Origin of the sequence: Streptomyces litchfieldiae (genome assembly GCF_031845365.1) — a bacterium.
GTDB classification, from domain to species: domain Bacteria; phylum Actinomycetota; class Actinomycetes; order Streptomycetales; family Streptomycetaceae; genus Streptomyces; species Streptomyces litchfieldiae.
Window position 1 is genome coordinate 65,911 of the sequence record NZ_JAVREL010000011.1, and the last position, 13,163, is coordinate 79,073.

11 protein-coding genes are annotated in these 13,163 nt (G+C 70.9%); 10 read left to right on the forward strand and 1 reads right to left on the reverse strand.

Features of this window, described 5'->3' with window-relative positions; translation table 11 throughout:
- Window positions 1-14: 14 nt before the first annotated feature.
- The gene (gene uvrA / locus RM590_RS19255; RefSeq protein ID WP_311705863.1) at window positions 15-2,930 is read right to left on the reverse strand and encodes an excinuclease ABC subunit UvrA; all 2,916 of its coding nucleotides are present in this window, start codon (window positions 2,928-2,930) and stop codon (window positions 15-17) included.
- 198 nt (window positions 2,931-3,128) lie between these two features.
- Here uvrA and RM590_RS19260 point away from each other — a divergent pair, with 198 nt between their 5' ends.
- From RM590_RS19260 to secG, 10 genes are all read left to right on the forward strand, one after another.
- Complete coding sequence (locus tag RM590_RS19260) at window positions 3,129-3,818, forward strand: maleylpyruvate isomerase family mycothiol-dependent enzyme (protein WP_311705864.1); 690 nt, start codon at window positions 3,129-3,131, stop codon at window positions 3,816-3,818.
- Window positions 3,819-3,831: 13 nt separating this feature from the next.
- On the forward strand, window positions 3,832-4,485 hold the full coding sequence (locus tag RM590_RS19265; protein ID WP_311705865.1) for an MBL fold metallo-hydrolase: 654 nt from the start codon (window positions 3,832-3,834) through the stop codon (window positions 4,483-4,485).
- A gap of 43 nt (window positions 4,486-4,528) precedes the next feature.
- A complete protein-coding gene (gene uvrC / locus RM590_RS19270; RefSeq protein ID WP_311705866.1) occupies window positions 4,529-6,502 on the forward strand; it encodes an excinuclease ABC subunit UvrC in 1,974 nt (657 codons plus the stop codon).
- A gap of 63 nt (window positions 6,503-6,565) precedes the next feature.
- Window positions 6,566-7,486 carry an RNase adapter RapZ gene (rapZ, locus tag RM590_RS19275; RefSeq protein WP_311705867.1) on the forward strand — a complete coding sequence of 307 codons (921 nt, stop codon included), beginning with the start codon at window positions 6,566-6,568 and terminating at the stop codon, window positions 7,484-7,486.
- 14 nt (window positions 7,487-7,500) lie between these two features.
- Window positions 7,501-8,559 (forward strand): gluconeogenesis factor YvcK family protein, encoded by a 1,059-nt coding sequence (locus RM590_RS19280; protein ID WP_394813909.1) that lies wholly within the window; start codon window positions 7,501-7,503, stop codon window positions 8,557-8,559.
- Window positions 8,550-9,527, forward strand: a complete 978-nt coding sequence (whiA, locus tag RM590_RS19285; protein ID WP_311705868.1) for a DNA-binding protein WhiA — start codon at window positions 8,550-8,552, stop codon at window positions 9,525-9,527. Before RM590_RS19280 ends, whiA begins: the two co-directional genes overlap by 10 nt.
- Window positions 9,528-9,695: 168 nt before the next feature.
- Window positions 9,696-10,700 (forward strand): type I glyceraldehyde-3-phosphate dehydrogenase, encoded by a 1,005-nt coding sequence (gene gap / locus RM590_RS19290; RefSeq protein WP_311705869.1) that lies wholly within the window; start codon window positions 9,696-9,698, stop codon window positions 10,698-10,700.
- 93 nt (window positions 10,701-10,793) lie between these two features.
- The gene (locus RM590_RS19295; protein WP_311705870.1) at window positions 10,794-11,996 is read left to right on the forward strand and encodes a phosphoglycerate kinase; all 1,203 of its coding nucleotides are present in this window, start codon (window positions 10,794-10,796) and stop codon (window positions 11,994-11,996) included.
- A 4-nt stretch (window positions 11,997-12,000) separates the two neighbouring features.
- Window positions 12,001-12,777: a triose-phosphate isomerase gene (gene tpiA, locus RM590_RS19300; RefSeq protein WP_311705871.1), complete on the forward strand. Its 777-nt coding sequence runs from the start codon at window positions 12,001-12,003 to the stop codon at window positions 12,775-12,777.
- A 95-nt stretch (window positions 12,778-12,872) separates the two neighbouring features.
- The gene (secG, locus tag RM590_RS19305) at window positions 12,873-13,103 is read left to right on the forward strand and encodes a preprotein translocase subunit SecG (protein ID WP_311705872.1); all 231 of its coding nucleotides are present in this window, start codon (window positions 12,873-12,875) and stop codon (window positions 13,101-13,103) included.
- The last annotated feature ends 60 nt before the right edge of the window (window positions 13,104-13,163 follow it).

Consider the following 13,163-nt stretch of genomic DNA (forward strand, 5'->3'; position numbering starts at 1 on the left):
CTCCCCGGACCGCCTCAGCTCTTGACGGCCCTGCGCCTGCCCCCGGCCTTGCGCGCGGCGGCCTGCCGCGGCGCCGGGGCATCGCTCAGGGCGTCGCCGAGCATGTCCCGCAGGAACTTCCCGGTGTGGCTGGCCGGGACCGAGGCGACCTGCTCCGGCGTGCCCTCGGCGATGACCGAACCACCGCCGCTGCCACCCTCCGGACCCATGTCCACGACCCAGTCGGCGGTCTTGATGACATCCAGGTTGTGCTCGATGACGATCACCGTGTTGCCCTTGTCGACCAGATCGGACAGCACGGAGATCAGCTTGCGGATGTCTTCGAAGTGCAGCCCGGTCGTGGGCTCGTCCAGGACGTACACGGTGCTGCCGGTGGAGCGCCGCTGCAACTCCGAGGCCAGCTTGACCCGCTGGGCCTCGCCACCGGAGAGCGTCGGCGCGGACTGGCCGAGCCGTACATAGCCCAGGCCCACGTCGTTGAGCGTGCGCAGGTGCCGGGCGATGGCCGGGACCGCCTCGAAGAAGTCCAGCGCCTCCTCGATGGGCATGTCCAGCACCTCGGCGATGGACTTGCCCTTGTAATGCACCTCCAGCGTCTCCCGGTTGTACCGGGCGCCGTGGCAGACCTCGCAGGGCACGTACACGTCGGGCAGGAAGTTCATCTCGATCTTGATGGTGCCGTCGCCCGAGCAGTTCTCACAGCGGCCGCCCTTGACGTTGAACGAGAAGCGGCCCGGCAGATAGCCGCGGACCTTCGCTTCCATCGTCTCCGCGAAGAGCTTGCGGATGTGGTCGAAGACGCCGGTGTAGGTGGCCGGGTTCGACCGGGGGGTGCGGCCGATCGGCGACTGGTCGACGTGCACGACCTTGTCCACGAGGTCGTCGCCGGTGACCCGGGTGTGCCGGCCCGGCACGGCCCGGGCGCCGTTGAGCTCGCGCGCCAGGTGCGTGTAGAGGATGTCGTTGACCAGGGTGGACTTGCCCGAGCCCGACACCCCGGTGACCGCGGTCAGCACGCCGATCGGGAAGCTGACGTCGACATCCCGCAGGTTGTGCTCGCGGGCGCCGTGCACCGTCAACTGCCGGTCGGGGTCGACGGGCCGCCGCTTCTCCGGCGTCGGGATCGTCCGCGCGCCCGACAGGTACTGGCCGGTGAGGGACGCCTCGTTGGTCAGCAGCTCGGCCAGCGGCCCGCTGTGCACCACCTTGCCGCCGTGCTCGCCCGCGCCCGGGCCGATGTCCACCACCCAGTCCGAGGTCCGGATGGTGTCCTCGTCGTGCTCGACGACGATCAGCGTGTTCCCCAGGTCGCGCAGCCGGACCAGGGTCTCGATCAGCCGGTGGTTGTCGCGCTGGTGCAGGCCGATCGACGGCTCGTCCAGCACGTACAGCACGCCGACCAGGCCCGAGCCGATCTGCGTGGCCAGCCGGATGCGCTGCGCCTCGCCGCCGGACAGGGTGCCGGCCGCGCGGTCCAGCGACAGATAGTCCAGGCCGACGTCGACGAGGAACCGCAGCCGCTCGTTGACCTCCTTGAGGACCCGCTCGGCGATCGTCTTCTCGCGGTCGGTGAGCGTCATGCCGCTCAGGAACTCGGCGCACTCGCTGATCGACATGCCGGCGATCTCGGCGATCGACCGCCCCTGCACGGTCACCGCCAGGATCAGCGGCTTGAGCCGGGTGCCGTGGCACGCCGGGCAGGGCGCCTCCCGCATATAGCCCTCGAAGCGCTCCCGGCTGGAGTCGGTCTCGGCCTCCGCGTGCCGGCGCCGGATGAACGGCAGAACGCCCTCGAACGCGGTGGTGTAGGCCCGCTCCTGGCCGTGCCGGTTCTCGTAGCGGACCTCGATCTTGGTCTTGTGGCCGTGCAGCAGGGCCTTCTTGGCGCGCTGCGGCAGCCCCTCCCACGGGATGTCCGTCCGGAAGTTGAGCGCGTCGCCCAGGGCGCCGATCAGCAGGTTGAAATACCCCTTCGTGTGGCCGTGCGACCAGGGGTGGACGGCGCCCTCCTCCAGCGTCTTCTCCGGATCGGGGATGATCAGCTCCGGATCGACCTCCATCCGGGTGCCGATGCCGGTGCACTCCGGGCAGGCGCCGAAGGGGGAGTTGAACGAGAAGGAGCGCGGCTCCAGCTCCTCGAACGACAGGTCGTCGTACGGGCAGTACAGGTGCTCGGAGAACATCCGCTCGCGCTGCGGGTCGTCCTCGGGCAGGTCCACGAAGTCCAGGACGACCATGCCGCCGGAGAGCCCGAGCGCGGTCTCCACCGAGTCGGTCAGCCGCCGCTTGGCGCTGTCCTTGACCGTCAGCCGGTCCACCACCACCTCGATGGTGTGCTTCTCCTGCTTCTTCAGCTTCGGCGGGTCCGAGAGCTGGACCGTCGCGCCGTCCACCCGGGCCCGGCTGTAGCCCTTGGTCTGGAGGTCGGCGAAGAGGTCGGCGAACTCGCCCTTGCGCTCGCGCACCAGCGGCGACAGCACCTGGAAGCGGCTGCCCTCCTCCAGGCTCAGCACCTTGTCCACGATGGCCTGCGGCGACTGCCGCGCGATGGGCCGGCCGCACTCCGGGCAGTGCGGCTTCCCGATCCGGGCGAAGAGCAGCCGCAGATAGTCGTAGACCTCGGTGATGGTGCCGACCGTCGAGCGCGGATTCCGCGAGGTGGACTTCTGATCGATGGAGACCGCGGGGGACAGCCCCTCTATGAAGTCGACATCCGGCTTGTCCATCTGCCCGAGGAACTGCCGCGCGTATGCGGACAGCGACTCCACGTAACGGCGCTGGCCCTCGGCGAAGATCGTGTCGAAGGCGAGCGAGGACTTGCCCGACCCCGACAGCCCGGTGAACACGATGAGCGAGTCGCGGGGCAGGTCGAGCGAGACATTCCGGAGATTGTGCTCGCGAGCGCCACGAACGATGAGTCGGTCGGCCACGCCGGATGGCACCTTTCTTGTGAAACTCTGGGGGACCCGCCGGATGCGGGCCACCCCGTCCAAGAGTATGGGCGGCATCTGACAAAGTCCCCGCGATGCCCCGGGCCCTGCGGTCCGCAGCCTATAGCACTGGCGTTCGATTCCCGGCGCTTTTCCGTCATCTTCACTCGATGGAGGCACAGGCGTTAGCGTGTGATCATGACCGGACCCGCAGCGGACCTCGCCACGCTCCAGGACGCCACGGACCGCCTCCTCGCCTCCCTCGACGACCTGGACGACGCCGGCGTCGCCCAGCCCTCCCGGCTTCCCGGCTGGAGCCGCGGCCACGTCCTCGCCCACCTCGCGCGGAACGCCGACGCCCTCGTGAACGTACTGCGGGGCCGGCTCATGTATCCCAGCGAGGCCGCCCGCGACGCCGACATCGAGCGCGACGCCCACCGGCCCGCGGACGTCCACCGCGCCGACCTGCGCGACAGCGCCGACCGCCTGGCCGCCACCGCCGCCGCGCTGACCGACGAGCAGTGGCGGGCCACCGTCACCCTGCGCAACGGAGTCACCGACCGCGCCACCACCATCCCGTTCCGCCGCTGGGTCGAGATCGAGTTGCACCACATCGACCTCGACATCGGCCGCACCGTCGCCGATCTCCCCGGCGCCTTCCTCGACCGGGCGCTGGAGTACCTCACCGAGCGCTTCGCCGGCCACCCCGGCGTGGTCCCTCTCGAACTGCGCGCCGAGGACGGCCGCCACTGGCGCACCGGGCGTCCCGAGGGCGAACCCCAGGTCATCACCGGCACCCCCGCCGCCCTCGTCGGCTGGCTGAGCGGACGCACCTCGGGCAGCGGCCTCGCGACCGGCGATTCCCTGCCCGGGCTGCCGGCCCTCTGACACACTGACCGCCATGTCCTACACCGGAAATGTCACGGTCGGCGGCCGGGCGGACGCACACGAACTGGCCAAGCTGATCATCTCCAAGGTCGCCGTCGGCCCCATGGAGAACAACGCCTATCTGCTGCGCTGCCGCTCCACCGGCGAACAGCTCCTCATCGACGCCGCCGACGAGCCCGGCACCCTCCTCGCCCTGGTGGGACGCGACGGCATCACGGGCGTGGTGACCACCCACCGGCACGCCGACCACTGGCGGGCGCTGGCCGAGGTCGTCGGCGCCACCGGCGCCCGCACCTACGCCGGCCGCCACGACGCCGAGGCGATCCCCGTGGCCACCGACGTGCCGGTCGGGGACGGCGACGAGATCGCCGTCGGCACCTGCCGGCTCACCGCCCGGCACCTCACCGGACACACCCCCGGCTCGATCGTCCTCATCTACGACGACCCCGACGGACACCCCCATCTCTTCTCCGGCGACTGCCTGTTCCCCGGCGGCGTCGGCAAGACGCACGGCCCCGAGGACTTCGCCCGGCTGCTGCACGACGTGGAGACCAAGATCTTCGCCGCGCTCCCCGACGAGACCTGGGTCTACCCCGGCCACGGCGCCGACACGACCCTCGGCGCCGAGCGTCCGTACCTGGCCGAATGGCGCGCACGCGGCTGGTGACGCCCGTTACTGACTGTCAGTCCCCGGCAGTAGGGTGGCGTTCATGGCCGACCCCTCCAGCTACCGCCCGAAGCCGGGCGAGATCCCCGACTCCCCGGGGGTCTACCGCTTCCGTGACGAGCATCGCCGGGTGATCTACGTCGGGAAGGCGAAGAGCCTGCGCCAGCGCCTGTCCTCCTACTTCCAGGACGTGTCGGGCCTGCACCCCCGGACGGCGACGATGGTCACCACGGCGGCCTCCGTGGAGTGGACCGTGGTCGGCACCGAGGTCGAGGCGCTTCAGTTGGAGTACTCCTGGATCAAGGAGTACGACCCCCGGTTCAACGTGAAGTACCGCGACGACAAGAGCTATCCGTCGCTCGCCGTCACCATGAACGAGGAGTTCCCCCGCGCCCAGGTCATGCGCGGACCCAAGCGCAAGGGCGTGCGGTACTTCGGGCCCTACGCGCACGCCTGGGCCATCCGCGAGACCGTCGACCTGCTGCTGCGCGTCTTCCCCGTGCGCACCTGCTCCGCCGGGGTCTTCAAGCGGGCCGCCGCCGTCGGCCGCCCCTGCCTCCTCGGGTACATCGACAAGTGCTCCGCCCCCTGCACCGGCCGCGTCACCCCGGAGGAACACCGCGCCCTCGCCGAGGAGTTCTGCGACTTCATGGCCGGCCGCACCGGCACCTATCTGCGCCGTCTGGAGCAGCGGATGCACGAGGCGGCCGAGGAGCTGGAGTACGAGCGGGCCGGCCGGCTGCGCGACGACATCGAGGCGCTCAAGCGCGCCTTGGAGAAGAACGCGGTCGTCCTCGCCGACGCCACCGACGCCGACCTGTTCGCCCTCGCCGAGGACGAACTGGAGGCCGCCGTCCAGATCTTCCACGTCCGCGGCGGCCGGGTGCGCGGCCAGCGCGGCTGGGTCACCGACAAGGTCGAGCAGGTCACCACCGCCGGCCTCGTGGAGAGCGCGCTCCAGCAGCTCTACGGCGAGGAGCGCGGCGAGAGCGTACCCCGCGAGGTGCTGGTCCCCGTCCTGCCCGAGCCGGCCGAGCCCATCGGCGACTGGCTCACCGAGCGCCGCGGCTCCCGGGTCAGCCTGCGCGTCCCGCAGCGCGGCGACAAGAAGGACCTGATGATCACCGTCCAGCGGAACGCGCAGCAGGCGCTCGCCCTGCACAAGACCAAGCGCGCCTCCGACCTCACCACGCGCTCGCGCGCGCTGGAGGAGATCGCGGACGCCCTCGCGCTGGATTCCGCGCCCCTGCGCATCGAGTGCTTCGACATCTCCCACCTCCAGGGCGAGGACGTGGTCGCGTCCATGGTCGTCTTCGAGGACGGCCTCGCCCGGAAGAGCGAATACCGCCGCTTCCAGATCAAGAGCTTCGCCGGACAGGACGATGTCCGCGCCATGCATGAGGTGATCTCCCGGCGCTTCCGCCGCTATCTGCGGGAGCGGGAGAAGACCGGCGAGTGGGCCGTGGAGGAACCGGACGACGACGCCCCGGCGTCCTCCCGGACGGACGACGGCCGCCCCAAGCGCTTCGCCTACCCGCCGCAGCTCGTCGTGGTGGACGGCGGACAGCCCCAGGTGGCCGCCGCCCGCCGGGCCATGGACGAGCTGGGCATCGACGACGTCGCCGTGTGCGGACTGGCCAAGCGCCTCGAAGAGGTCTGGCTGCCCGGCGAGGACGATCCGGTGATCCTGCCCCGCAGCAGCGAGGGCCTGTACCTCCTGCAGCGGGTCCGTGACGAGGCCCACCGGTTCGCCATCCGCTATCAGCGCGGCAAACGGTCACAATCGATAAGGAGGGGTCCCCTCGATGCCGTGCCCGGCCTCGGGGAGACCCGCAAGAAGGCCCTGCTCAAGCACTTCGGCTCGGTCAAGCGGCTCCGCGCGGCCACCGTCGAGGAGATCTGCGAGGTCCCGGGCATCGGCCGCACGACCGCCGAAACGGTCGCCGCGGCCCTCGCCGGGGACAGCCAGGCCACCCCGGCGGTCAACACGGCCACCGGCGAGATCGTCGAGTCCTGAGCGGGGAGCCGGCCAGACAAAGACGCTGCACACCACGAACAAGACACGCGGGGGACCTGCATCATGACCGAAGAGACCAGAGACGAGGAGCAGCCGGTCACGCCCGGCGGCGACGAGACCCTGACCAACCCGGAGCTCGTCATCATCTCCGGGATGTCGGGCGCCGGCCGCAGCACCGCGGCCAAGTGCCTGGAGGACCTCGGCTGGTTCGTCGTGGACAACCTGCCGCCCGCCCTCATCCCCACCATGGTCGACCTCGGCGCGCGCTCCCAGGGGAACGTCGCCCGCATCGCCGTCGTCGTCGACGTCCGCGGCCGGAGCTTCTTCGACAGCCTCCGCGAGTCGCTGACCGACCTCGCCGCCAAGGGCGTCACCCGGCGCGTCGTCTTCCTCGAGGCCTCGGACAACGCCCTCGTCCAGCGGTTCGAATCGGTCCGCCGGCCGCACCCGCTCCAGGGCGACGGGCGCATCGTCGACGGCATCGCCGCCGAGCGGGACCTGCTGCGCGAGCTGCGCGGCGACGCCGACCTGGTGATCGACACCTCCAACCTCAACGTCCACGAGCTGCGTGCCAAGATGGACGCCCAGTTCACCAGCGGCGACGAGCCGGAGCTGCGCGCGACGGTGATGTCGTTCGGCTACAAGTACGGCCTGCCGGTGGACGCCGACCACGTCGTCGACTGCCGCTTCCTGCCCAACCCGCACTGGGTGCCCGAGCTGCGGCCCTACACCGGCACCAGTGAGGAGGTCGCGGGCTATGTGTTCAACCAGCCCGGCGCCAAGGAGTTCCTCGACCGCTACGCCGAGTTGCTCCACCTCGTCGCCACCGGCTACCGGCGCGAGGGGAAGCGGTACGTGACCATCGCCGTGGGCTGCACCGGCGGCAAGCACCGCAGCGTCGCCATGTCCGAGCGGCTGGCCCGGCGGCTTGCCGCCGAGGGCATCGAAACGGTCGTCGTGCACCGGGACATGGGGCGCGAATAGTGCCGAGAAAGGGCATCCGGCAGCGCCGGACGGCACAGGCCCGGCAGTTGGGCCGCGACGCCGTCCGGCCGCCGCGGCGCGGCCGGCGCGGCACCCAGCCCAAGGTCGTCGCGCTGGGCGGCGGCATGGGGCTGTCCGCCTCGCTGACCGCGCTCCGCCGGATCACCGGCGACCTCACCGCCGTCGTCACCGTGGCCGACGACGGCGGCTCCAGCGGCCGGCTGCGCGACGAGCTCGGCGTGCTGCCCCCCGGCGACCTGCGCAAGGCCCTGGCCGCCCTGTGCGGCGACGACGAGTGGGGCCGCACCTGGTCCGAGGTCGTCCAGCACCGCTTCAAGAGCGAGGGCGCGCTGCACGACCACGCCGTGGGGAACCTGCTCATCGTCGCCCTCTGGGAGCAGCTCGGCGACCACGTCCGCGCCCTGGACCTGGTCGGCAAGCTGCTGGGCGCGCACGGCCGGGTGCTGCCCATGTCCGCCGTGCCGCTGGAGCTGGAGGCCCTCGTCCGCGGACACGACCCCACCCTGCCGGACGAGCTCAGCCGCGTCCGCGGCCAGGTCGCCGTCGCCCTCACCCCCGGCGAGGTGCGCCAGGTCGTGCTGGTTCCGCACGACCCGCCGGCCGTGCCCGAGGCCGTCGAGGCCGTCCTCGACGCCGACTGGGTGGTCCTCGGCCCCGGCTCCTGGTTCTCCTCCGTCATCCCCCATCTGCTCGTCCCCGACCTGCTCGAGGCCCTCACCACCACCCGGGCCCGCCGCGTCCTCTCGCTCAACCTCGCACCGCAGCCCGGCGAAACTGATGGCTTTTCACCGCAGCGTCATGTGGAGGTTTTGGTACAACACGCCCCTAAACTCGCCTTTGACGTGGTGCTGGCAGACCGGGCCGCCGTGCCGGACCAGGAGAGTCTGCGCCAGGCCGCCGAGCGGCTGGGAGCCGAAGTCGAGCTGGCGCCGGTGGCCGCGCCGGAGGGCTCCCCCTCCGGGGGCGGCTCCCCCCGGCACGATCCGGAGCTGCTGGCCGCCGCGTACGACCGTATTTTTCGGATGCATGGAAGGATCGGCCCATGGCGATGACGGCTGCGGTGAAGGACGAGATCTCCCGGCTTCCCGTCACCCGCACCTGCTGCCGCAAGTCGGAGGTGTCGTCCATCCTGCGCTTCGCGGGCGGCCTGCACCTGGTGAGCGGGCGGATCGTGATCGAGGCGGAGCTCGACACGGGGATCGCCGCACGGCGCCTGCGCCGGGACATCCTAGAGATCTTCGGCCACTCCTCGGACCTGGTGGTCATGGCCCCCGGCGGTCTGCGCCGCGGCAGCCGCTACGTGGTCCGCGTGGTCGCCGGCGGTGACCAGCTCGCCCGGCAGACCGGCCTGGTGGACGGCCGGGGCCGCCCGATCCGCGGCCTGCCGCCGCAGGTCGTCTCCGGCGCCACGTGCGACGCCGAGGCCGCCTGGCGCGGCGCGTTCCTCGCACACGGCTCGCTCACCGAGCCCGGCCGCTCCTCCTCGCTGGAGGTGACCTGCCCCGGTCCCGAGGCCGCCCTCGCGCTCGTCGGCGCCGCCCGCCGTCTCCAGATCGCCGCCAAGGCCCGGGAGGTCCGCAGCGTGGACCGCGTCGTCGTGCGCGACGGCGACGCCATCGGCGCGCTGCTCACCCGCCTCGGCGCGCACGAGTCCGTGCTGGCCTGGGAGGAGCGCCGGATGCGGCGCGAGGTGCGCGCCACCGCCAACCGCCTGGCCAATTTCGACGACGCGAACCTCCGCCGTTCCGCCCGCGCCGCCGTGGCCGCCGGCGCCCGGGTCCAGCGGGCGCTGGAGATCCTGGGCGACGAGGTCCCCGACCACCTGGCCGCCGCCGGCCGGCTGCGCATGGAGCACAAGCAGGCCTCGCTGGAGGAGCTGGGCGCCCTGGCCGACCCGCCGTTGACGAAGGACGCCGTGGCCGGCCGCATCCGCCGCCTGCTGGCCATGGCCGACAAGAGGGCGCAGGACCTGGGCATTCCGGGCACCGAGGCGAGCCTCACGGAGGAGATGGTCGGCTGACGCGGACGCGCCCCGGCGCGCGCCCGGGCCGCTGTTTCCAGGCCCGAACACGCCTGGCCGATGTCACCCGGGAGACCTGGGCGCGGTAGGGTCGGAAACGGTCGGGGACATCCCAATACAGCATCGCCGGTGTTCGTTTCACCGGCGTACCAACGAGGAGATCGGTTCGTGACGATCCGCGTAGGAATCAACGGCTTTGGCCGTATCGGTCGCAACTACTTCCGCGCGCTCCTTGAACAGGGAGCGGATGTCCAGATCGTCGGTGTCAACGACCTGACCGACAACGCCACCCTGGTGCATCTGCTGAAGTACGACAGCATCCTCGGCCGCCTCAAGGAAGAGGTCACCCACACCGAGGACACCATCACGGTCGGCAACCACACCTTCAAGACGCTGGCCGAGCGTGACCCGGCCGCGCTGCCCTGGGGTGAGCTCGGCGCCGACATCGTGATCGAGTCCACCGGCATCTTCACCAAGCGCGACGACGCCGCGAAGCACCTCGCCGCCGGCGCCAAGAAGGTCCTGATCTCCGCGCCCGCGAAGAACGAGGACATCACCGTCGTCATGGGCGTCAACCAGGACCAGTACGACCCGGCCGCCCACCACGTCATCTCCAACGCCTCCTGCACCACCAACTGTGTGGCGCCGATGGCCAAGGTCCTCGACGAGAGCTTCGGCATCGTCAAGGGTCTGATGACGACCGTTCACGCGTACACCAACGACCAGCGCATCCTGGACTTCCCGCACAAGGACCTCCGCCGCGCCCGGGCCGCCGCGCTGAACATCATCCCGACCACCACCGGTGCCGCCAAGGCCACCGCCCTGGTCCTCCCGCAGCTCAAGGGCAAGCTGGACGGCATCGCCATGCGCGTGCCGGTCCCCACCGGCTCGGTCACCGACCTGGTCGTCGAGCTGAACCGCGAGGTCACCAAGGACGAGGTCAACGCCGCCTTCCGCGCCGCCGCGGACAGCGAGCTCAAGGGCATCCTCGAGTACACCGAGGACCAGATCGTGTCCTCGGACATCGTCAACTGGCCGGCCTCCTGCACCTTCGACTCGTCGCTGACGATGGCTCAGGGCAAGCAGGTCAAGATCGTCGGCTGGTACGACAACGAGTGGGGCTACTCCAACCGCCTCGCCGACCTGACCCGTTACGTCGGCGAGCGGCTCTGACCGTTCCACCACGCAGGGCTCGCAGGGCGCCTCGCCGCGCGCTGCGGGCCCTCGCGCCATACGGCAGAGACGCCCCCTAGGAGTCCAGACAGCATGAAGACGATCGATGATCTCCAGGTCGCCGGGCGGCGGGTCTTCGTCCGTGCCGACCTGAACGTTCCGCTCGCCGACGGGACCATCACCGACGACGGCCGCATCCGGGCCGCCGTGCCGACCATCAAGCGGCTCATCGAGGCCGGCGCCCAAGTGGTCGTCGCCTCGCACCTGGGCCGCCCCAAGGGCGCCCCCGACCCGCAGTTCTCGCTGGCCCCCGTCGCCCACCGCCTGGGCGAACTGCTCGGCATCTCCGTCGAGTTCGCCTCCGACACCGTGGGCGAGAGCGCGCAGGCCATCGTGGCGGCGCTCGCCGACGGCGAGGTCGCCCTCCTGGAGAACCTGCGCTTCAACGCGGGGGAGACCAGCAAGGACGACGCCGAGCGCGGCGAGTTCGCCGACCGGCTCGCCGGGTTCGTCGACGCCTACGTCGGCGACGGCTTCGGCGCGGTGCACCGCAAGCACGCCTCCGTGTACGATCTCCCGGCCCGGCTCCCGCACGCCGCGGGCGGCCTGATCGCCACCGAGGTCGGCGTGCTCAAGCAGCTCACCGAGAACGTCAGCCGCCCCTACGCCGTCGTCCTCGGCGGCGCGAAGGTCTCCGACAAGCTCGGCGTGATCGACCACCTGCTCACCAAGGCCGACCGGCTGCTGATCGGCGGCGGCATGGCCTACACGTTCCTCAAGGCGCAGGGTCACGAGGTCGGGGACTCGCTCCTCCAGGAGGACCAGGTCCCGGCCGTCCAGGAGTATCTGCGCCGCGCGGAGGAGCTCGGCGTCGAGTTCGTCCTCCCGGTCGACGTGGTCGCCGCGAAGGCGTTCCCGGACCTGAAGACCAAGGCCCCGGCCGACCCGGTCGTGCTGGCCGCCGACGCCATCCCGGCCGGGCTCCAGGGCCTGGACATCGGCCCGGAGACCAGGAAGCTGTACGCGTCCCAGCTCGCCGACGCGGCCACCGTCTTCTGGAACGGCCCGATGGGCGTTTTCGAGCACCCCGACTTCGAGGGCGGCACCCGCGCGGTGGCCCAGGCGCTGGTGGACAGCCACGCCTTCACCGTCGTCGGCGGCGGCGACTCGGCGGCGGCCGTGCGCATCCTCGGTTTCGAGGAGTCGGCATTCGGCCACATCTCGACCGGCGGCGGAGCGAGCCTCGAATACCTCGAGGGCAAGACGCTCCCCGGCCTCGCGGCACTGGAGGACTGACACCATGGCTTCGCGCATCCCGCTCATGGCGGGCAACTGGAAGATGAACCTCAACCACCTCGAGGCCATCGCCCACGTCCAGAAGCTGGCCTTCGGCCTCTCGGAGAAGGACTTCGCCGAGGTCGAGGTCGCCGTGCTGCCGCCGTTCACCGACCTGCGTTCCGTGCAGACCCTGGTGGACGGGGACAAGCTGAAGATCAAGTACGGCGCGCAGGACATCTCCGCGCAGGACTCCGGCGCGTACACGGGCGAGATCTCCGGCCCGATGCTGGCCAAGCTCAACTGCACCTACGCCGTCGTGGGGCACTCCGAGCGCCGCCAGTACCACGGCGAGAACGAGGACATCTGCAACGCCAAGGTCAAGGCCGCCTTCAAGCACGGGCTCACCCCGATCCTGTGCATCGGCGAGCCGCTGGAGGTCCGCAAGGCGGGCACCCACGTCGAGCACACGCTGGCGCAGCTCGACGGCGGCCTGAAGGACGTTCCCGCGGAGCAGGCCGCCACCATCGTGATCGCCTATGAGCCCGTGTGGGCCATCGGCACCGGCGAGGTCGCCACCCCCGAGGACGCCCAGGAGGTCTGCGCGGCGATCCGCGCCCGCCTCGCCGAGCTGTACGACGGTGAGCTGGCCGACAAGGTCCGCATTCAGTACGGCGGCTCGGTCAAGTCGGGGAACGTCGCGGCGATCATGGCCCAGCCCGATGTGGACGGCGCCCTGGTCGGCGGCGCGTCGCTCGACGCCGAGGAGTTCGTCAAGATCGTGCGGTTCCGTGATCAGTAGCGACCATCCGGTGTGCTAGCGGTACCCTGTCCGGGGGCCGGCCCGCGTCGGCCCCCGGTACACGTCCATCCGTCCTTGAGAGAGTTGGTCCAGTCGTGGAAACGGCGTTCCAGATCGCCCTGATCGTCTTCAGTGCCTTGTTGGGGCTGCTCGTGCTGATGCACAAGGGCAAGGGCGGCGGCCTCTCCGACATGTTCGGCGGCGGCATGCAGTCCTCGGTCGGCGGCTCGTCGGTCGCCGAGCGCAACCTGGACCGGATCACCGTGGTCGTGGGCGTCATCTGGTTCGCGATCATCGTGGTGCTCGGTCTGCTGATGAAGTCCTAGCCAAGTCCCAAGCCAAGTAACTCCTAGCACTGGACGTGCGTTGAGCCTTGCATAGACTGA